General features: G+C 71.3%; 18 protein-coding genes. 9 read left to right on the top strand and 9 right to left on the bottom strand.

From position 1 onward, the window contains the following. Window positions 1-19: 19 nt before the first annotated feature. Window positions 20-574 (bottom strand): Clp protease N-terminal domain-containing protein, encoded by a 555-nt coding sequence (locus ACYVGI_RS10155; RefSeq protein ID WP_460632502.1) that lies wholly within the window; start codon window positions 572-574, stop codon window positions 20-22. Then, the gene (locus tag ACYVGI_RS10150; protein ID WP_055895431.1) at window positions 567-806 is read right to left on the bottom strand and encodes a helix-turn-helix domain-containing protein; all 240 of its coding nucleotides are present in this window, start codon (window positions 804-806) and stop codon (window positions 567-569) included. Before ACYVGI_RS10150 ends, ACYVGI_RS10155 begins: the two co-directional genes overlap by 8 nt. 145 nt (window positions 807-951) lie before the next feature. Here ACYVGI_RS10150 and ACYVGI_RS10145 point away from each other — a divergent pair, with 145 nt between their 5' ends. The 3 genes from ACYVGI_RS10145 to ACYVGI_RS10135 all read left to right on the top strand — a co-directional run bounded on the left by ACYVGI_RS10145 (window position 952) and on the right by ACYVGI_RS10135 (window position 4,442). Further along, on the top strand, window positions 952-2,337 hold the full coding sequence (locus ACYVGI_RS10145; protein ID WP_460632501.1) for an L-serine ammonia-lyase: 1,386 nt from the start codon (window positions 952-954) through the stop codon (window positions 2,335-2,337). Window positions 2,338-2,502: 165 nt separating this feature from the next. Continuing rightward, window positions 2,503-3,591, top strand: coding sequence for a sulfurtransferase (locus ACYVGI_RS10140; protein WP_460632500.1), 1,089 nt, complete (start codon window positions 2,503-2,505; stop codon window positions 3,589-3,591). Window positions 3,592-3,953: 362 nt separating this feature from the next. After that, entirely contained in the window at window positions 3,954-4,442 is a 489-nt protein-coding gene (locus ACYVGI_RS10135) for a glutathione peroxidase (RefSeq protein ID WP_460632499.1), read from the top strand. A gap of 75 nt (window positions 4,443-4,517) precedes the next feature. On the opposite strand, the gene ACYVGI_RS10130 is transcribed toward ACYVGI_RS10135, so the two are convergent. Then, the gene (locus ACYVGI_RS10130; protein ID WP_460632498.1) at window positions 4,518-4,808 is read right to left on the bottom strand and encodes a hypothetical protein; all 291 of its coding nucleotides are present in this window, start codon (window positions 4,806-4,808) and stop codon (window positions 4,518-4,520) included. Window positions 4,809-4,904: 96 nt separating this feature from the next. Between ACYVGI_RS10130 and ACYVGI_RS10125 the strand changes: the two genes are divergently transcribed. Then, complete coding sequence (locus tag ACYVGI_RS10125) at window positions 4,905-5,390, top strand: TraR/DksA family transcriptional regulator (protein ID WP_460632497.1); 486 nt, start codon at window positions 4,905-4,907, stop codon at window positions 5,388-5,390. A 119-nt stretch (window positions 5,391-5,509) separates the two neighbouring features. Here the strand turns inward: ACYVGI_RS10125 and ACYVGI_RS10120 are convergent, their stop codons facing one another. After that, the gene (locus ACYVGI_RS10120) at window positions 5,510-8,506 is read right to left on the bottom strand and encodes a helix-turn-helix transcriptional regulator (protein WP_460632496.1); all 2,997 of its coding nucleotides are present in this window, start codon (window positions 8,504-8,506) and stop codon (window positions 5,510-5,512) included. Between the two features lie 146 nt (window positions 8,507-8,652). After that, window positions 8,653-9,126 carry a hypothetical protein gene (locus ACYVGI_RS10115; protein ID WP_460632495.1) on the bottom strand — a complete coding sequence of 158 codons (474 nt, stop codon included), beginning with the start codon at window positions 9,124-9,126 and terminating at the stop codon, window positions 8,653-8,655. 145 nt (window positions 9,127-9,271) lie between these two features. Between ACYVGI_RS10115 and ACYVGI_RS10110 the strand changes: the two genes are divergently transcribed. Next, window positions 9,272-9,865: an NADPH-dependent FMN reductase gene (locus ACYVGI_RS10110; RefSeq protein WP_460632494.1), complete on the top strand. Its 594-nt coding sequence runs from the start codon at window positions 9,272-9,274 to the stop codon at window positions 9,863-9,865. Here ACYVGI_RS10110 and ACYVGI_RS10105 read toward each other — a convergent pair. Continuing rightward, a complete protein-coding gene (locus ACYVGI_RS10105; RefSeq protein ID WP_460632493.1) occupies window positions 9,840-11,264 on the bottom strand; it encodes an MFS transporter in 1,425 nt (474 codons plus the stop codon). The two genes, ACYVGI_RS10110 and ACYVGI_RS10105, sit on opposite strands and share 26 nt — an antisense overlap. Before the next feature lie 145 nt (window positions 11,265-11,409). Continuing rightward, window positions 11,410-12,441 (bottom strand): aldo/keto reductase, encoded by a 1,032-nt coding sequence (locus ACYVGI_RS10100; protein WP_460632492.1) that lies wholly within the window; start codon window positions 12,439-12,441, stop codon window positions 11,410-11,412. A 116-nt stretch (window positions 12,442-12,557) separates the two neighbouring features. Here ACYVGI_RS10100 and ACYVGI_RS10095 point away from each other — a divergent pair, with 116 nt between their 5' ends. Next, the gene (locus tag ACYVGI_RS10095; protein WP_460632491.1) at window positions 12,558-13,067 is read left to right on the top strand and encodes a metallophosphoesterase family protein; all 510 of its coding nucleotides are present in this window, start codon (window positions 12,558-12,560) and stop codon (window positions 13,065-13,067) included. Between the two features lie 33 nt (window positions 13,068-13,100). Here ACYVGI_RS10095 and ACYVGI_RS10090 read toward each other — a convergent pair whose 3' ends face one another. Continuing rightward, window positions 13,101-14,720, bottom strand: coding sequence for a DUF7059 domain-containing protein (locus ACYVGI_RS10090; protein WP_460632490.1), 1,620 nt, complete (start codon window positions 14,718-14,720; stop codon window positions 13,101-13,103). Window positions 14,721-14,795: 75 nt separating this feature from the next. On the opposite strand from ACYVGI_RS10090, the gene ACYVGI_RS10085 reads away from it, so the two are divergent. From ACYVGI_RS10085 to ACYVGI_RS10075, 3 genes are all read left to right on the top strand, one after another. Next, window positions 14,796-15,071 carry an acylphosphatase gene (locus ACYVGI_RS10085; RefSeq protein ID WP_460632489.1) on the top strand — a complete coding sequence of 92 codons (276 nt, stop codon included), beginning with the start codon at window positions 14,796-14,798 and terminating at the stop codon, window positions 15,069-15,071. Window positions 15,072-15,136: 65 nt separating this feature from the next. After that, window positions 15,137-16,027 (top strand): aminodeoxychorismate lyase, encoded by an 891-nt coding sequence (locus tag ACYVGI_RS10080; protein ID WP_460632488.1) that lies wholly within the window; start codon window positions 15,137-15,139, stop codon window positions 16,025-16,027. A 138-nt stretch (window positions 16,028-16,165) separates the two neighbouring features. After that, a complete protein-coding gene (locus ACYVGI_RS10075; RefSeq protein WP_460632487.1) occupies window positions 16,166-16,501 on the top strand; it encodes a hypothetical protein in 336 nt (111 codons plus the stop codon). Window positions 16,502-16,534: 33 nt separating this feature from the next. Here ACYVGI_RS10075 and ACYVGI_RS10070 read toward each other — a convergent pair whose 3' ends face one another. After that, window positions 16,535-18,388: a thioredoxin domain-containing protein gene (locus ACYVGI_RS10070; RefSeq protein WP_460632486.1), complete on the bottom strand. Its 1,854-nt coding sequence runs from the start codon at window positions 18,386-18,388 to the stop codon at window positions 16,535-16,537. Between the last annotated feature and the right edge of the window lie 20 nt (window positions 18,389-18,408).

The following is an 18,408-nucleotide window of genomic DNA, read 5'->3' as shown; positions in this document are numbered from 1 at the left end:
TGCGCCGGGTCGCGCGGGCTCAGCCCGCGGCGGCCAGCAGCGCCGCCCTGTCAACGCCCGCGAGCACGATCGCGCGCGGGACCGTGCCGAGTTCGATGGTGAGGATGCCGGCCAGCAGGTCGGACTCCGCGGTTCGCCTGTCGCGCCCGCGGGCGGCGACCTTGTGTGCCCTGACCAGCGCATCCCTGGCCGTGGTGCCCCAGCGCGGGCGGGAGCTGCGGGGCGTCGCGGTCAGGCGCTCCTCGGGAACGGGCTCGACGCCCGCCGCCCGCAGACTCGCCTCCCGCTCCGCGCGCAGCGCCGCCTCGATTCCCGCGTGGTCGAGTCCGGCCGCTGCGAGGGCGCGTTGCGCTTTCGAGCCGTCCGTGACGGAGAGGGCGAGCAGGAGGTGCTCTGCCTCGACGAGGCTGGCGCCGCGGAGCCGCGCCTCCTCGACGGCCCGCGTGACCGTTTCGCGCAGTGAGCGGGAGAGGCGGCGATCGTCGCGGGTGGCGTCGCCGGCATCGCCCTGCGCGTCGTCGCGTTCGTTCGCGTGGTCGTGGTTCGGGTCGTCGGGTGTGCTGTTCTCAGGCATTGCGCCTCCTCAGTTCGATCCCGGCCGCTGCGACGCGGCGCAGGTGCTTCTTGTGCACGGCCTGCCGGGTGACGCCGAGCGCGTCGGCGATCTGGGTCCAGGTCCAGCCGTCGCGCAGTGCGCGCTCGACTTCGGCGTCTTCGAGCCGGTCGGCGAGTTCGCGGAGGGCGACGACGGAGGCGAGTCCGTCCGCTGCTCCGCCGATGGGTGCTGGTGTCGGTGTGGGTCCCATGAGAGCAACTTAGGTTGCTTAATCCCGTTTGTCAACTTAAGTTGCTTAGTCGATCTCGCAGATGCTCGACGCTCGTGACGGTTCCGTGCGCGGAAGCGCACGACAACGCAGCAATCGTGCATCCCGAGCGACGTAGACTGAAGAAGTGACAGCGTACGTCTCGGCCTTCGACCTTTTCTCCGTTGGCATCGGTCCATCGAGTTCGCACACCGTCGGACCCCTCCGGGCGGCCCGCACCTTCGCCGAACGCGTCGTCACCGACGGTCTGCTCGATCGCGTCAGCCAGGTCACCTGCACCCTCTACGGATCGCTCGGCTCCACAGGAATCGGCCACGGCACCCCGGATGCGGTGCTCGCCGGCCTGGCCGGGCTCGAACCGGAGACCTGCCGTCCCGAGGACGTCCACGGCGTCTGGGCGGGACTCGGCGACGGCTCGACGCTTCTGCTGGCCGGACGCCGCGCCATCCCGATCGCCCGCGACGACATCGCCTTCGAGCCGCGCACGCGCCTCCCCGGCCACCCCAACGCGCTCACCATCACCGCCTGGGGCACCGGCGACGACGGCGCAGTGGATGCGTTCCCCCTGCTCGAAGAGACCTACTACTCCATCGGCGGCGGCTTCATCCGGCGCGACGGGGAGGAGGCGGAGCTCGCGGCGCGGGCCGCGCATCCCCTGCCGTACGACACAGCGGAAGAGCTTCTGCGGCTGTGCGAGGCGCACGACATCCCGATCTGCGACGTGGCGCGACGCAACGAGGCGGCGATCCACGGCGAGGACGCCACCCGCGAACGCCTCGACCTGATCTGGTCGGCGATGGCGGAGTGCGTCGCGAACGGCCTGGCGGGCGACGGCATTCTCCCCGGCGGCCTCGGCGTCAAACGACGGGCGGCGGCGATGCGGGAACACCTGGAGTGCGTCGGCGACGAGCCCGGCCGCGACACGTCGATCGAGTGGCTGCACGCTTTCGCGCTGGCGGTCAACGAGGAGAACGCATCCGGTGGCCGAGTCGTGACCGCGCCCACCAACGGCGCCGCGGGGATCGTTCCCGCTGTCGCCCACTACTATCTGCGCTTCGTGCCGGGGGCCTCGGCCGACGGCATTCGGAAGTACCTGCTGACTGCGACGGCCATCGGCTCCCTGTTCAAGGCGAACGCGTCCATCTCCGGCGCCGAGGGAGGCTGCCAGGCCGAGGTCGGCTCGGCCTGCGCGATGGCGGCCGGAGCGCTCTGCGCCGTGCTCGGCGGAACGCCGCGCCAGGTCGAGAACGCGGCCGAGATCGCGATGGAGCACCACCTCGGCCTCACCTGCGACCCGGTGGGCGGACTGGTGCAGATCCCGTGCATCGAACGCAACGCGATCGCGTCGTCCACGGCCGTGTCCGCGGCGCGCCTCGCCCTGCACGGCGACGGCTCGCACCTGGTCTCGCTCGACACGGTGATCGAGACGATGCGGCAGACCGGTCTCGACATGTCGACGAAGTACAAGGAGACGAGCGAAGGCGGCCTGGCGGTCAACGTCATCGAGTGCTGAGCGGGGCCGTGCGGCGGGACTTCGTGCGCGGGCGTGCGTGCGCGGGCGACGGCGTTAGCGTGCGCCGAGCGGGCGAGCATCGGCGGCTTTCGGACGCCGACGAGCCCGTTACGCCGCGTTGCGGGGAGGGTGTCTGGATGCGCATCCGCTGGTTAGCGTTGTGCCGTGACTCGCGCATCCCGACCCACCGCATCCGTCGGCGCCACCGGCGACAGTACGGACGCCGGCTTCGACGACATTCCGTTCGGCCGTTCAGACGACAGCTCTGACGCGACGGCCGCCAACGTGCTCGGCGCCGCCCTCGACGGCCCGCTCGTCTCCACCCAGTGGCTGGCCGATCACCTGGGCTCCGACAGCCTGGTGGTGCTCGACGCGACCGTGGTCGCATCCACTCGGCCGGACGGCTCGCCCGCCTCGATCAGCGGTCTCGACCAGTATCTGGTCGACGGCCACATCCCCGGTGCCGTGTTCGCCGACCTGATCGACGCGTTCAGCGACCCGCGCGGCGCGTACCCGTTCACCCGTCCGAGCGCTGCCGCGTTCGAGGCGGCGGCGGAAGCGGTCGGCGTCGGCAGCGACACGACCGTCGTGGTGTACGACGCATCGGTGGGTCAGTGGGCGTCGCGCCTGTGGTGGCTGTTCCGCGCGTTCGGGCACACGAACGTGGCCGTGCTCGACGGCGGCGCTGTGAAGTGGAACGCGGAGGAGCGCCCGCTCGAACGCGGGCACGTCGAACCGCGCGCGACCGACGGCTTCCTCGCCGACGAACGACCGGACGCGTGGGCGTCGAAGGACGACGTGGCCGCCATGCTCGACGGCACCCTGGATGCGACGCTGGTCTGCGGCCTGCCACCGAAGGAGTTCGCGGGCGAGACCGGCAATCGCAGCAGGCTCGGCCGCATCCCCGGCAGTGTGAGCGCCCCGGCCGCACGCCTCGTCTCCCGCGAGACCAACGCGCTGCTGCCGGCGTCTGCGCTGCGCGAGACGTTCGCGGACGTGCTCGCCTCCGATGCCCGCATCGTCACGTACTGCGCGGCCGGCATCGCCGCTGCGGCCGACGCGCTCGCTCTCGCGGTGCTCGGGCGGGACGACGTGTCGCTCTACGACAGCTCGCTCAACGAGTGGTCGGCCGACCCGGATGCTCCGTTGGAGACGGAGACGGAGACGGAGACGGAGACGGAGACGGAGACGGAGACGGAGACGGAGACGGAGACGGAGACGGAGACGGAGACGGAGACGGAGGCGGCGGCGTAGCGTCCGCGGGGCTCCGGGCGGCACGCCGCCGTCGCCGCCCAGCAGGAGTTCCCGCCCGGCACGCCGTCTGTTTCTCCGTTCGAACGGAGATCGGGAGGGTGCGAGACGAGTTCTCCTTTCGAACGGAGATCCGGGCGCGCGACAGACGCGTCCCGCTCCGCAGGAGATGTGTGGCGAGAACGGCACGTTCTCCGTCCGGACGGAGAATGCGCCGGCGTGTCGGTCCGCAACTCCGTCCGAACGGTGAGCGCGACGGCATGGCGATCAGCACCTGCGTCCGGGCGCGGATGCAAACCTGAATCCAGGCTTCGGATTCGCCGAACGCGCTTCGTGCGAACGGTATGCGTGCATAAGCTCGCATCATGAGTCTCACTGACATCCCCCTCACCACCATCGACGGTGAATCCACGTCACTCGCTGCCTACGACGGTCAGGTCGTCCTGATCGTGAACGTCGCATCCCGCTGCGGCCTCGCACCCCAGTACGAGAAGCTCGAAGCGCTGCAGAAGACCTACGGCGACCGCGGTTTCACGGTCATCGGCTTCCCGAGCAACCAGTTCCTGCAGGAGCTGTCCACGACCGACGCGATCAAGGAGTACTGCTCGACCACCTGGGGCGTCACGTTCCCGATGATGGAGAAGGTCAAGGTCAACGGCAAGTCGCAGCACCCGCTGTACACCGAGCTGACCAAGACCCCGGATGCGGCTGGCAAGGCCGGGAAGATCAAGTGGAACTTCGAGAAGTTCGTCGTGCTCCCGAACGGCGAGGTGCACCGCTTCCGCCCGACCGTCGAGCCGGACGACCCGGCGATCGTGGGACTCATCGAGGGCGCGCTGGCCGAAGCAGCCTGACGCGCCCCGGCGCTCGCCCGGCACCCGCCCGGCACCCGACCGGCGCTGGCGCGGCCCGTCCGGCCTCGGCAGCCGTCAGGCGCGGCGGAACCAGCGGCCGCCCACGCGCTCGGTGAGCCTCCACGGCCCCGTCTCGGCGAGGCTCTGGATGCGGCCAATCGCTTGCTCGGCGATCGGGATGGCGTGGTCGACGTCGTCGGCCAGGAACCGCACGGTGACGCGCGCCTCGCGGGAGACCACATCCAGGCTGCTCGCTTCCACCAGGGCGAGTTCGGCGACCGCGTCCGCTGCGGCGGGGACGACAGCGTCCGGGCGAACGCCGGGGCGGAGGAGGCCGACAGCGACGATGACACGGAACGATGGCATCTTTCGAGAGTACGCGAGCGCCGCATCCCGATTTTCCGGCAGTCGAGGCGTACCCTGTCCTCGATCGAACCGCGTGATGGGGGCGCAATGATGCGAATGGATGGAACGACGACGAACGTGAACGAGCAGCGACTGCGGGGGCAGGACATGGATGCGCCGGACCGCGGCCCCGGCGGCCGTGGCCACGGCCTCGGAGCGGAAGTCCCGGTGCCAGGTGATCTCACCCGCGAGCAGATCGACGAACTGGTCGACCTGCTGCGCGAGCGACGACGGGGCGACCAGGCGGAAGCCGAGCGCCTCGCCGAATCGCTCGGCATCGTGCTGTCCGCCCGCTCCGACGCGACCGCCGACGACGAACACGACCCGGAAGGCCCGACCCTCTCCTCGGAGTGGAGCCGCTTGCAGGCGCTCCGCGGCGAGACGAGCGACGACATCACGGCCGTGGATGCGGCGCTCGACCGCGTCAGGCTGGGAACGTTCGGCTCGTGCACCCGCTGCGGCTCACCGATCGGCGTCGACCGCCTTCGCGCCCGGCCGACCGCCGAGCTGTGCATCGGCTGCGCGCTGGTCGTCGACAGTTAGACACGCCCGCTAGAGACGACACGGCGGCGCCGGTGCGGCGCGGCGGGGTCGGCACTATGGGGTATCACGGCGGGATTATCACGACGGGACCGGTGCGGCCCGGGTCAGCGCGGCGCGGGTCAGCGCGGCCCGGTACTCGCCCGCGCTGCGCGGTAGACGGCTTCGGTGCGGGATGAGGCCCCCACCTTCCTGAGGATGCTCGACACGTGCACGCTCGCCGTCTTGGCGCTGATGTAGAGACGTTCGCCGATCTGCTTGTTGCTGAGCCCCTGCTCGATGAGGGCGAGCACCTGCGCCTCCCTGTCGGTGAGGACCGGTTCCGCGCCCCGCGCTGTGACATGCCGTCCAGGCACCGCGGAGGCGATGAGCTGGTCGGCAGCGTCCACGAGCAGACCGAATCCGAGAGCGTCGGCGACCTGCCGCGCCTCGGCGGCCGCGTGCTCCGCCGCCGGCCGGTCGCCGGCGACGGCGTTGGCCTGCGCGAGCCGGAGCTGCGTGTACGGCCGGAGGTGCGCAGGCGCGCCAGCACCCCGCGCGGCGACGACGGCGACCTCCCACGCCGCGACGGCCCGCGCTGGCGCATCGCTGAGGACCCCGGCCAGTTCCGCCTCGATCAGCGGCGCCCACACCGGATAGGTGGGCCACGCCCGGAGTTCGGCGAGGACGTCGAGCAGCGCTCGCGCCGCCACCGAGACCTCCACGACCACCGAGGTTCCTGGGGACGAGCTGCCATCGACGCCTGCGCCGCCGCTGAACGCGGGGACAGTCCCGCCCGCCGAAACGTCACCACCCGCAGCGACGCTTCCCGAGCCGGCGTCCGCTCCGCTCGCGACGAGTTCTGCGAGGGCGCGCGCCGCTGCGGCGAGCAGGGGCAGGTCGTAGGCCGGGATGGAGCGGCGCGCATCCGAGATCACCACGCTGGCGTCTCGCCAGGCGGCTGCGGCGTCTCCGCGTGCGATCTCGATCTCGGCCGCGACGCGGGCGAATCCGAGGCGGGACTGCATCTCGATCTCGGCCTGGACGAGCATCCCTTTTCGCCAGCGGCGCAGCAGTTCTTCCGCGCGCTGCGGGTCGCCGCGCCAGAGTGTGAGCCAGAGCTTCATGCGCTGCAGGTGCACACGGAAACCGGGTGGCGGGTCGAGTTGGAGGGCGGGGTCGAGCATGTTCTCGGCGAGGTCGAGTCTGCCGAGAGCGAGGAGGGGTTCGACCGTGTTGGAAGCGAGCATCACGCCGGAGGTGCGTTCGACGCCGCGGAGCTTCGCCTGCTCGACTCCGGCCTGGGCGATGCGCACGGCGTCGTCGAAGCGGCCGAGCAGGTTCATCACGTCGGAGGCGTTGACCGCGTTCCGCAGGAGCGGCCCGCTGTCCGTTCCGGCGAGCACCCTGGCGGTGTCGAGGTCGGCAAGTCCCTCCTCGATCGAGCCGTCGTTGACGAGCACGGTTCCGCGGATGGTGTGCGCCACCGAGCGTCTGGCGCTCGCCTCGTCCGCCGCCTCGGTGATCGACAGGGTCGAGGTGCGGATCGCTTCGTCGTAGCGTGCCTCCAGCATCAGCCTGCCGGCGACCTCGGCGAGCAACTGGGCGCGCAGACCGTCGCCGGGATCGTGCGGAGCGATGGCGAGAGCCTGCTGCAGCAGGTCGACCGACCCCGGCCTGCTGAGGTTGGCGAGATACTGCGCCTTGTCGCGCAGCAGGCGGGCATGGCGATCGGGGCTCAGGCCGTCCGCGTCGTCCAGCGCGACGTTGACGAGCGCGAGCGCGCGCTCGCTGTCTCCGGCGTTCCGCAGGGCTGACGCGGTGCGCGACAGGAGTTCCGTGCGGCTGCGACCTGCAAGCTCCTCCGCTCCGTCGACCCGGTCCCACAGCTCCAGCGCCCTGTCGCCCATGGCGGCCGCCGCGCTGTATGCGTATGAGAGCCGGGACTCCTCCATCGCCTCGAGCGAGGCGATGAACGCTCTGCGCACGTCGTGCGCCGCCATCCAGTGATACGAGATCTGACTCGCCGAGCCTCCCGCTTGCTCGATGGCGACCGCATACCTCGTGTGGAAACGGGTGCGCTCTCCCGGCAGGAGGTCGGCGTGCACGGCCTCTCGCACGAGTGCGTGCCGGAACGAGTACTCGGTGGTGTCCGCGGCGAGCACGTGTGCCACGACGGCCTCGCGGGCGGCGGCATCCAGCTCGTCGGCGGTTCCGTCGAACACGGCGGCAAGAAGGTCGTGTTCGACGCAGACGCCCCCGGCGGAGAGCAGCCGGAGGAGTCGCTGCGCCTGCTCGGTGAGCCGCTCGTAGCGGGCGAGGAGCAGGTCGCGAAGGGTCTCCGGCAGGTCCTCCCCCGTGCCGAGGTGCTCGATGCCGATCAGTTCCTCGACGAAGAACGGCACACCCTCGCTGAGCTGGTAGACCCTGGCGACGGTCGCGGCATCCGGAGTGCAGCCGAGGATCTGCTCCGCCTGCGTCGCCACTTGCGCTCGGCTCAGCCGACCGAGCTCCCAGCGGGTGGCGCGCCGGGTGCGGTCGAGTTCTGGGAGGTAGGAGCGCAGCGGGTGACCGCGCAGCACCTCGTCGCTGCGGTAGCTCAGCAGCAGCAGGAACCGCCCGCGCTCCATCATGCGGATGACGAACCGCACCAGCTCCAGGGTGGCCGTGTCTGCCCAGTGGATGTCTTCGACGGCGACGACCAGTGGATGCGCGGCCGACACGTTCTCGAACAGCACGGTGACCAGCTCGTACAGACGCTCGGCGCCGGTGCGCGCCGGAACGGCGTCGGCCGAGCTCAGCTCGGGGAGCAGCACGGACAGCACCCCGGCGCCCTGCCCGGCGGCGACGAGGACCGCATCCAGCCCGATGGCGTCGATGAGCTGCCGGAGGATCGCGGTGAACGGAGCGTACGGCGCACCATCGGTGCCGAGATCGACGCTGCGACCGGTGAGCACTGTGGCCGTGGAGGCCGCGTCGGCGAGGAATTCGGCGATCAGCCGCGACTTGCCGATGCCCGCTTCTCCCCCGATGACGACCGCCCGCGGCTGCCCGTCGGCGACCGCTGCCAGCTCGTCGTGCAGCGCGACGAGATCGGACTCCCGTCCGATCAACGAAGCGCTCGACGCCGGTGATCGCATGAACTGATCTTGCCATCGACCACCGACATTCGGAGGGGTCGCGGATGGGCGTTCGCGACGGGCGGAGTCAGCGTTGGCATGGCCGCCGGACGTCGCGTTGGCGACCGCTCGCCGACCACCGATCTGAGGGCTCTGTGCGGCGTGGATCACCGAGCGGTGTGCTGGAGTTCGCGCTCCGCCGGGCGGTGTTCGGCCTCGTGCTGCGGCGGGGTGATCTGGGCGGCGTCCTGGATGGCGTCCGGCTGTGCCGCAAGCGCAGGCGCAGGCGCAAGCGCAGCCGCAGCCGCCGCAGGCGCAAGCGCAGCCACAGCCGCCGCAGGCGCAAGCGCAGCCGCAGGCGCCGCAGGCACAAGCGCAGCCGCCGACGCCCCGGCCGCAACCCGCTCGGCCTTCCGTGCTCGCGCCGCGGCGCGACGCGCAGACCAGCCGGTCACCCTGGCCTCACCCGTCGTGCCGGAGCGTCGCCCGGCGTCCGGCCCGGCATCCGGCCCGGCGTCCGGCCCGCCGCTGCGCCGTCCGTCGCCCTCGGTGCGGATCACGCGCAGGAGTTCCAGCTCCCTGATGTGCGCCGCCGTCTCGGACGCCCGCACCCTGTCTGCCACATACTCTTCGAGCAGCATCGTCGTCTTCCCCTGTCTGCTGTCGTACCTTTTCTCGATGGTTCGACTCTGGTCTCTAAGGCAGTCGGCGGACATCGGGAAGATGCCCTATTTCGGTTCTCCGTGGTCCTCGACAGGCGGCGGACGGCGGGTGGATGCTGGGGTCATGGCAACCATCAACGAGCTCACGCCGCCGTATCGGGTCGGCTATTTCGTGGGCAGTCTCTCGACGCACTCGATCAACAGGCTGCTCGCGAAGGCGCTGATCTCTCTCGCCCCCGCCGACCTGACGTTCACTGAGATCGCGATCGGCGAGCTGCCCCTCTACAACAGGGATCTGGACGGGCACTTCCCGCAGGTGGCGCTCGATTTCAAAGCGAGCATCGCCGCCCAGGACGCCCTGCTCTTCGTCACCCCGGAGTACAACAGGTCCATCCCTGGCGCACTCAAGAACGCCATCGACTGGGCGAGCCGCCCGCACGGCGAGAACGTGATCGCGCGGAAGGCGACGGCGGTGATCGGCGCATCCCCCGGCGCCATCGGGACCGCCGTGGCCCAGCAGCAGCTCCGGAGCGTGCTGAGCTTCCTGCAGGCGCCGCAGATGAACGCGCCGGAGGCATACATCACGCTGCGGCCCGGACTGATCACGGAGGACGGGACCGTCACCGACCCCGGGACGGAGGCGTTCCTGAAGAGCTACATGGATGCGTTCTTCGAGTACATCGAGCGCGTCCTCACCGTGGTGCCGAAGGCGCGCTGACCCGGCGGGGAGCGGGGCGGATGTTGTCTCCTGCGCCGGGCGACAGTCGCACGGCCTCGACGACGGATCCGAGCGCCAAGAGCGCGATGAGCACGAACGCGACCCGGTACGCGCCGGCCGGCTCGTGCAATCCGGTGAGCTGGGCGAGCGGGTCGCCGAACCGCAGCGCGACGGCTCCGACCGCGACTCCGAGACCCGCGGCGATCTGCTGCACCGTAGAGGCGAGCGTGTTGGCCGCTGTCATCTCCGCTGACGGCACATCCGCGAACGCGATCGTGTTGTATGCGGTGAAGCCGGTGGAGCGGGTCATGCCGCTGAACACGAGCAGCGCGACGACCAGCGCCACCGGCGTCAGCGGCGCGATGAACGCGGAGAGCACCATACTCAGCACGGCGCCGGCGGTGGACACGATGAGCACCCGTTTGAATCCCCACCGCACGAGCATCGGGGTGGTCGCCGGTTTGATGACGAGGTTGCCGACGAACAGCGTCAGCACGATCGCACCGGCGTGAACGGGCGACCAGCCGAGCGCATCCTGGAAGAACAGCGGCAGCAGGAACGGGACGGCCGAGATCGTCAGCCGGAACAGCGAGCCGCCGGCGTGCGTGACCCGGAACGTTTCGATCCGGAACGCCCGCAGGTCGAGCAGTGGATGCGCGGTGCGAAGCAGGTGCAGGACGGCCCACCCCGTCAGCAGCGCACCCGCCACCCCTGCGGCGATGGTCGCGACGGCGGGCGCTCCGGGGTCCGCGAGCAGCGCGCCGAAGACGACGACGCCGCCGACCCCCGTGAACGTCAGGGCGAAGCCCGCCCAGTCGAGCGGCACGCGCTGCCGTTCTGTCTCGCGCGGGGTCAGCCGGACGGCCGCGATGAATGCGACGACGCCGAGCGGGACGTTCAGCAGGAAGATCCACTGCCAGCTCGCGTATGTGACGAGGAGCCCGCCGACGAGCGGAGCGACGATGGGGGCCGCGAGGGCCGGCCAGGTCAGCCACGCGATGGCCCGCACCAGGTCTTTCTTCTCGGTGACCCGGAGCACGGCGAGCCGCCCGACGGGCACCATCATCGCCCCGCCAGCGCCCTGCAGCACGCGCATCGCGGTGAGCTGAACGAGGTCCGTGCTCGCCGCGCACAGCACGGACGCGACCGTGAACACGGCGATCGCGCCGGTGAACACGACGCGCGCGCCCAGTCGCTGCGTCAGCCAGCCCGAGATCGGGATGAGCACGGCGAGCGTCACCAGGTAGGCGGTGATCGCGACGCCGACCGTCGCCGAGTCGATGCCGTACGCCCGCCCGATGGTCGGGGCTGCGGTCGCGAGGATCGTGCCGTCCAGGTTCTCCATGAAGAAGGTGCCTGCGACCAACAGGGTCAGGGCGAGCTGCCTGCGCTCGTTCACGCGGTGCCGCTCCGTTCGGACGGAGATCCCGCGCGACACGCCGCCGCCCTCTCCGTCCGGAAGGAGAGACCGGGCCGTGGGGGCCGGTTCTCCTGCCGAACGGAAGGGTGGGACGTGGGAACGGGGGTGACGGTGGCGGGTCGGGTCACCGGCCGCCCTCGAGCTTGCGGTGGCGCTGGGCGATGGCGGGGGCGCCGTACGGGTAGTCGTCGGTCCGCGGGGCGCTCGCCTCGGTGAGGGTGGCGACCTGGTCGCCGGTGAGGGCGACGTCGGCGGCGGCGAGGTTGTCCGTGAGCTGGTCGACCGTGCGGGCGCCCAGGATCACCGAGGTGACGGCGGGGCGGTCGGCGAGCCAGGCGAGCGCGACCTGCGAGGAGGACGCGCCGGTCTCCTTCGCGACGGCGGCGACCGCGTCGATGACCGCCCAGGTGCGGGGGTCGGCGTTGCGCTTGTCCCACGCCTCCATGCCGCGCTTCGGGTCTTCGCCGAGGCGGGTGGCGCCCGTGGGGTTCTGGTCTCGGGTGTACTTGCCGCTGAGCCAGCCGCCGGCGAGAGGCGACCAGGGCAGGAGGCCGATGCGTGCATCCAGAGCGGCGGGAACCACCTCGTGCTCGATCCCGCGCACCAGCAGGTTGTACTGCGGCTGCAGGGTGACCGGCGCGGCCCAGCCGTTGGCGCGTGCGAGCTGGACCGCCTTGGTGAGCTGCCAGCCGAGGTAGTTGGAGAAGCCGTAGTAGGAGATCTTGCCGTCGCGCACCGCCTGATCGAGGAAGCCGAGCGTCTCCTCGAGCGGGGTGAGCGCATCCCACGCGTGCAGCTGGTAGAGGTCGATGTGGTTGACGCCGAGCCTGGACAGAGAGGCGTCGAGAGCCGCGCGGAGATGGGTGCGGGACAGGCCGATGTCGTTCGGCCCCTCTCCCATCGGGAAGCGGCCCTTGGTGGCGATGACGACCTCGCCGCGGCGGCCTGGGTTCTGCGCCAGCCAGCGGCCGATGATCGTCTCCGAGGTGCCGGCGCTGTAGACGTCGGCCGTGTCGATGAAGTTGCCGCCCGCATCCAGATAGGTGTCGATGAGGAGATGCGAGGTCTGTTCGTCGGCTTCAGCGCCGAACGTCATCGTTCCGAGGGCGAATTCCGACACGATCGTGCCGCTGTTTCCGAGAGTGCGAAGTTCCATGGTTCGACGCTATTACCGCGGCACGGGTTTGCGAACCGTTTGCCGTTGACTCGTGGAGAAGTCGTCAGAGCGGCAGCCTGTGGAGGGATCGGCGCCGGTCGTGCCACGCTGGAGGTATGCCAGCGCCGCTCCGCCTCGTCCTCGTCTCCGACACCCACGTCCCGGCGCGCGCCCGCACCCTCCCGCAGCAGCTCCTCGCCGCGATCGACGACGCCGACGTCGTCATCCACGCCGGAGACTGGGTGGATGCGGCAACCCTCGACCTGCTGGAGGCCCGCTCGAAGCGCCTGATCGCGGTCTGCGGCAACAACGATCACGGCGTGCTGCGCGAGCGCCTCCCCGAGGTCGCGACAGCGGAACTCGGCGGCCTCCGGTTCTCGGTCGTCCACGAGACGGGTCAGGCCGCCGGACGCGAGCTGCGCTGCGAAGCGGCCTTCCCCGCCGCGGACGTGCTGGTGTTCGGCCACAGCCACATCCCGTGGGACACGACAGCGCCGAACGGGCTCCGCCTCCTCAACCCCGGCTCCCCCACCGATCGCAGGCGGCAGCCGGAGTGCACGTTCATGACGGCGACGGTCGCCGACGGGACGCTCGATCACGTGCGGCTGGTCGCGATACAGCGCTGAGCGCGATCACGGCGGCACTCACTCGACCGGCACTCACTCCACCGGCACCAGGAACCCGTCCACCACCAGCGCCCGCACCGCCGGCACCAGTTCCGCCGACAGCGCCCCCTCATCCACGTCCAGCAACTGCGCGAGCGCCGCGACGATCGCCGCGACGCTCAGCTCCCCGTCGCACGCCCCGACCAGCGCGATCAGCCCGGTGTCGCCCTGAACAGTGCGTCCGAAACCGCCGCCCTGGCGCAGCAGCATCGCCGTCGGCGCTTCGTCGCCCGGCCAGAAGTGCCGCTCCTCCGTGACATCCCCCGCCACCGCGTACCGGTGGGCTGCGAACGCCCCGTCGCCGAGCGCTGTTTGCCAGTCGTGCGCGGCGAGACTGTCGCCGAGGTGCACGCCGAGTCCCGCCTCGTTGGAGCCGAGCGCTCCGTGCCTGCGCTCCAGTCTGCGCAGGGTGGTCTCTCCCGTGATCGGGCGGCGCAGCAGCACGTAGCCGAAGCCGACGGAGCGCACGTCCCGCTGCTCGAAGTCGTCGAGCCAGGCGGAGGTGAGGCTGTCGAAGGCGTCTGTGCCGTGCCTGGTGCCTCCGTCGCGGATCCAGGTCTCTGCGTAGCGGGCGGCGTCCTCGACGTCGCGTTCGATCACCCAGGCGTCCACCGGAACCGCCGACCCGTCGATCCAGCCGGAGACCCTGCCGAACGCGTCGCCGCCGCTCTCGCCTCCGCTCTCGCCGTCGCCGTCGCCTTCGCCGTCACCCGGCCCGCGGTACTCCCAGTTGGCGAGGAACTGCGCGACCCCGCCTGGCGCGAGATACGACCCTGCCGAGCGCACGACAGCCTCGACCAGCGCATCCCCCACCATGCCGCCGTCGCGGTACTCGTACTCCGGCACGCCCTCCGCGCGCGGCGTGATGACGAACGGCGGGTTCGACACGATGTGGTCGAAGGTCTCTCCCTCGACCGGCTCGAACAGGCTCCCGAGCCGGAACTCGACGCCGTCGATCCCGTTCAGCTCCACATTCAGCGCCGCGAGCTCCAGCGCCCGCTCGGAGATGTCGGTGGCCACGACGTGGTTGGCGTGGCGCGATGCGTGCATGGCCTGGATGCCGCATCCGGTGCCGAGGTCGAGGACGCGGTCGACGGGATTCTGCAGCATCAGCCCGCTGAGGGTGGTGGATGCGCCGCCGACGCCCAGCACGTGGTCGACCGGCAGCGCGTGGCCGAGGGCGAGCTCGCCGAGGTCGGAGACGATCCACCAGTCGGCAGGGCCGTGCGCGTCCACGAAGCTGTACGGGCGCAGGTCGACCGTAGCGGCGTAGCGGCCGCCGCCGGGCGAGCCGATGGGGCTGGCAGGGCCGACCAGACCGAGCGCGACCGCTCCGTCGACACCGAGGGAGGGGAACGCAGCCGCGAGGTCGGCCGCATCCACCGGACGACCGAGGAGGAAGAGGGTGGCGAGCGTCGCCAGCGGGGTCGTCCCCGTGCGGCGCCGCCCCGCGTCGAGCGCCCGAGCGGCCGGGACGCGCTGGCCGCGATGCAGGGCGTCTGCGGCCTCCGCCCCCCAGAGCGCTGTCGCTGCGGAGACCGTGTACCCGGCGGCGGCGAGGTCGGAGCGGAGGGAGGCGATGGTGGATGCGGTCACCGGACTATTCAAACGCATCCCGCGCAGCAGCATCCCGCCCAGCCGCATCCCGCGCAGCCGCGGCTCCGCCCAGCGGCGGAGCAGAATGGGGGCATGGTCCGCAAGAGAGCGATCGTGTCAGGGTCCGTGCAGGGCGTCGGTTTCCGGTGGAGCGCCAGGGAGGCCGCCCATCGGCTGGGCGTCGCAGGGTTCGCCCGCAACCGCGCGGACGGCAGCGTCGAGGTCGAGGTGGAGGGCGACGAGGAGCAGGTGGAGCGGATGCTCGCCTGGCTGCGCACCGGACCGCCCGGCTCCGAGGTGACCGACGTGACCGTGTCGGACGCCTCGCCGGATGGCGACGACGCGTTCCGCATCCGGGAGAGCCTGTAGCGATCAGGGAGAACCTGTGTGGCCAGCACCTAGGGGCGCAGCGTCCCGAGGGACAGAATGGGGGCATGACCCGTGCGACGCTGCTGACCATCACCACTCCGACCGGCTCCCCGGAGACCGGGGATGCGGGCTTCGTGCTCGCCGACTTCGACGCGCCGCAGGTGCGCGTGACCGACCTGAGCGTGACCCGTGGGGACGGCGTCTTCGAGACGGTCGCCGTGATCGCGGGGCACCCGCAGGCGCTCGAGCCGCACCTCGCTCGGCTGGCGCGCTCGGCCGAACTGCTCGACCTGCCTGCCCCCGCCCGGGACGTGTGGCGCTCCGCCGTGCTGGCCGGGGTCGCCGACTATCTGCAGCGCAACGGCGGCGACGAAGAGCTGTTCGCGAAGCTGCTCTACTCGCGGGGCGTTGAGGGGACAGGAGCCCCGAGCGGCTGGATCTTCGTGGATGCGGGCGAGGACTTCGCCGCCGCCCGCCGCGGAATCCAGGTGGTCACCCTCGACCGCGGCTACCGGCACGACGTGGCCGAGACGTCGCCGTGGCTCCTGCAGGGCGCGAAGACGCTGTCATACGCCGTCAACCGCGCCGCGCAGCGCGAGGCGGTGCGCCGGGGCGCGGACGACGTGATCTTCGTCAGCTCGGACGGCTTCGCCCTGGAGGGACCGACCTCGAACGTCATCCTGCTCTCCGGCAACACGGTGCGGACCCCGCAGACCGATCAGGGCATCCTGGCCGGCACCACACAGGCGAGCGTCTTCGAGTTCTTCGCCGCGCGCGGCTTCGAGACGGTCTACGAGGAGATCACCGCAGACGAACTGACCAGCGCCGACGCGCTCTGGCTGGTCTCCTCGGTGCGCCAGGCCGCCCCCATCACCGCTCTCGACGGTCATGCCTTCCCCGTCGACGCCGATCTGACGGCGGCCCTGAACGAGTTCCTCCTCTCCCGCACCACCTGAGCGGACGAGACGCACGACTGTCGCGAAACCCGCTGATTTCGCGGCAGCGACCGGCATTTCGCCACCGTTACGGGCGAGTTCCGGGGATGGCCGCGCTGCGCTTAGGCTGTACGCACTGCTGTGGAGGGGAGGACGTACGTGGCGGGTCAGGTTCCGACGAGCATCGAAGTGCTGCGCCAGCAGGCGCGCGACGAGCTCTCCGCGATCATCGAGCACCGCTGCCGCTCCGGCGAGGACCCGTGGCAGTTCATCCCCGACCTGCCGAGCGTCGACCAGCAGGTCGTGATCGGCCTGCGCGCGAGCGCGATCGACCGCTTCGACCTCGCCGCCGAGCAGTCCCGCGCCCATCACCCCTCGGCAGGGCGCGCCGTGTTCGCCCGCTTCGAGTACGACGTGCTGCGCAGGATCGCGCTCACGCATCCCGAACTGAGCGAGGCAGTGTGGGAGCTGCTGGACAGGCTCGAACGGGCGTAGCGCGCACAGCCCAACGCGCTCAGCCCAACGCTCTCACCCCAGCGCCTCGGCCATCGTCACCGGCAGGTCGCAGACGAAGTCGTGGCACAGATACGCCGTCGCCCTCCCCCCGGTGGATGCACGCCCCGCGAACAGCTCGAACCCCTCCGCCGCGAACACCCCGGCCCCCGCGTCCGCGACCAGCGCTGTCAGCGCCGTGTCCCTGCGACGCGCGGCTGTGAGCAGGCCGGTGCCGTCCGCATCCACGGTGCCGGGCAGCACGACCACGAGTTGCTCCGGCTCTTCCGCCAGGCGCGCCATCAGCTCCAGCGCCGCGCCGAACGCGCTCGGCGTCGCGACCGCCTGGGCGGCGACCACGCGCATCCCCTCGCGGGCCGCGCGCTCGTAACGACGCTCCCCCGACAGCAGGAACAGGGTGTGCGCCGCCGTCGCCGCCGACGACAGGCCGGAGGGGTACGCTCCCTCCGACGGGTCGACGCGGATCGCCATGCCGTTGCCCTGCAGCACGGGGTCGCCGCCGCCCGGCGTCTCGAACGCGCACTCGGCGTCCCCCGCCGCGTCGATGCACAGGTCGATGAGGTCGCGCGCCGCCGTCGCATATGCTGCGTCTCCGGAGGAGAGCGCGAGGTCGAGCAGGCCGGAGGCGAACCCGCCGTAGTCTTCGAGCGTCGCCGCCGCCTCGGAGACGCGGGCGCCGAGGGAGGCGCGGACGAGCATCCCCTCTGCGCTGCGGTGGCGGGCGAGCAGATCGTCGGCCGCTGTTCGCGCCGCGACCAGCCACGCCGGACGGTCGAAGACGAACGATGCCCTGGCGAGCGCCCCGATCGCGAAGCCGTTCCAGCCGGTGAGCACTTTGGCGTCGATCGGCGGGGGCTCGAGCCGTGCCCGTTCGGCGACCGGAAGCCGGTAGTACGCGCCCTCGACCCGCGCCCCGTCGATCGTGCTCTCCGAGTCCTGCGCCGACGCGAACCCGCCCTCCGGGCGCCGCAGCACACCGAGCAGGAACGCGGCGATCCCGTCCGCCGCGGACTCCGCCCAGGCCGCGCCGGTCTGCTGCCAGGCCGTGGCGTAGCAGCGCAGGAGCAGCGCGTTGTCGTAGAGCATCCGCTCGTAGTGCGGCTCGCTCCAGTCGCGGCGGGTGGCGTAGCGGAAGAACCCGCCGTCAACGCTGTCGCGCAGCGGCGACTCCGCCATCAGCCGCAGGGTGCGCGCGGCGAGCTGCCGGCCGCTGCGCCTGGCGAGCAGGAAGCCGAGCACGGGAGCGACGGGGAACTTGGGCGCGGTGCCGAACCCGCCGAACCGCTCGTCCTCCGCCGCGGCGAGCGCATCCACTGCACCGTCGAGCGCGCGGGCGTCCGGCAGCTCGGAGACGGCTGTCGCCGCGGTGGACGCGGCGGCGAGCGCGGCGACGACGGCTGCCGCGTTGCTCTCCACCTCGGTGCGGCGCTCTGTCCACGCATCCCACACCGCGTCGAGCACCTGCCGGAACGACGCCCGACCCTCCATCGGCAGCGGAGGGAAGTACGTCCCAGCGAAGAAGGCGCGCCCATCCGGTGTCGCGAACACGGTCAGCGGCCAGCCGAGATTGCCGGTGAAGGCGCTCGCGGCCGACAGGTAGCCCGCGTCGACGTCTGGATGCTCCTCCCTGTCCACCTTGATCGCCACGAACCGTTCGTTGAGACGCGCGGCGAGGCCGGGGTCGCTGAAGCTCTCCCTGGCCATCACGTGGCACCAGTGGCAGGTGGCGTATCCGATGGAGACGAGCACGGGAACATCCCGTCTGCGCGCTTCGGCGAACGCCTCGGCGCCCCACGGGAACCAGTCGACCGGGTTGTCCGCGTGGGCGCGCAGATAGGGGCTGATCGCATCCGAGAGCCGGTTCGCCATGCCGCCACCCTAGCCCCGCC

The organism is Leifsonia lichenia, from assembly GCF_054780215.1.
The sequence above is the reverse complement of the archived record's forward strand: the minus strand, read 5'-3'. Positions and strand labels throughout refer to the sequence as shown.

Coding starts and splice junctions, on each gene's coding strand:
- ACYVGI_RS10095 (WP_460632491.1), top strand. CDS start 12,558: ATGCCAGCGCCGCTCCGCCTCGTCCTCGTCTCCGACACCCACGTCCCG.
- ACYVGI_RS10125 (WP_460632497.1), top strand. CDS start 4,905: ATGGATGGAACGACGACGAACGTGAACGAGCAGCGACTGCGGGGGCAG.
- ACYVGI_RS10120 (WP_460632496.1), bottom strand. CDS start 8,506: ATGCGATCACCGGCGTCGAGCGCTTCGTTGATCGGACGGGAGTCCGAT.
- ACYVGI_RS10130 (WP_460632498.1), bottom strand. CDS start 4,808: ATGCCATCGTTCCGTGTCATCGTCGCTGTCGGCCTCCTCCGCCCCGGC.
- ACYVGI_RS10085 (WP_460632489.1), top strand. CDS start 14,796: ATGGTCCGCAAGAGAGCGATCGTGTCAGGGTCCGTGCAGGGCGTCGGT.
- ACYVGI_RS10115 (WP_460632495.1), bottom strand. CDS start 9,126: ATGCTGCTCGAAGAGTATGTGGCAGACAGGGTGCGGGCGTCCGAGACG.
- ACYVGI_RS10080 (WP_460632488.1), top strand. CDS start 15,137: ATGACCCGTGCGACGCTGCTGACCATCACCACTCCGACCGGCTCCCCG.
- ACYVGI_RS10100 (WP_460632492.1), bottom strand. CDS start 12,441: ATGGAACTTCGCACTCTCGGAAACAGCGGCACGATCGTGTCGGAATTC.
- ACYVGI_RS10135 (WP_460632499.1), top strand. CDS start 3,954: ATGAGTCTCACTGACATCCCCCTCACCACCATCGACGGTGAATCCACG.
- ACYVGI_RS10110 (WP_460632494.1), top strand. CDS start 9,272: ATGGCAACCATCAACGAGCTCACGCCGCCGTATCGGGTCGGCTATTTC.
- ACYVGI_RS10155 (WP_460632502.1), bottom strand. CDS start 574: ATGCCTGAGAACAGCACACCCGACGACCCGAACCACGACCACGCGAAC.
- ACYVGI_RS10150 (WP_055895431.1), bottom strand. CDS start 806: ATGGGACCCACACCGACACCAGCACCCATCGGCGGAGCAGCGGACGGA.
- ACYVGI_RS10090 (WP_460632490.1), bottom strand. CDS start 14,720: ATGCGTTTGAATAGTCCGGTGACCGCATCCACCATCGCCTCCCTCCGC.
- ACYVGI_RS10070 (WP_460632486.1), bottom strand. CDS start 18,388: ATGGCGAACCGGCTCTCGGATGCGATCAGCCCCTATCTGCGCGCCCAC.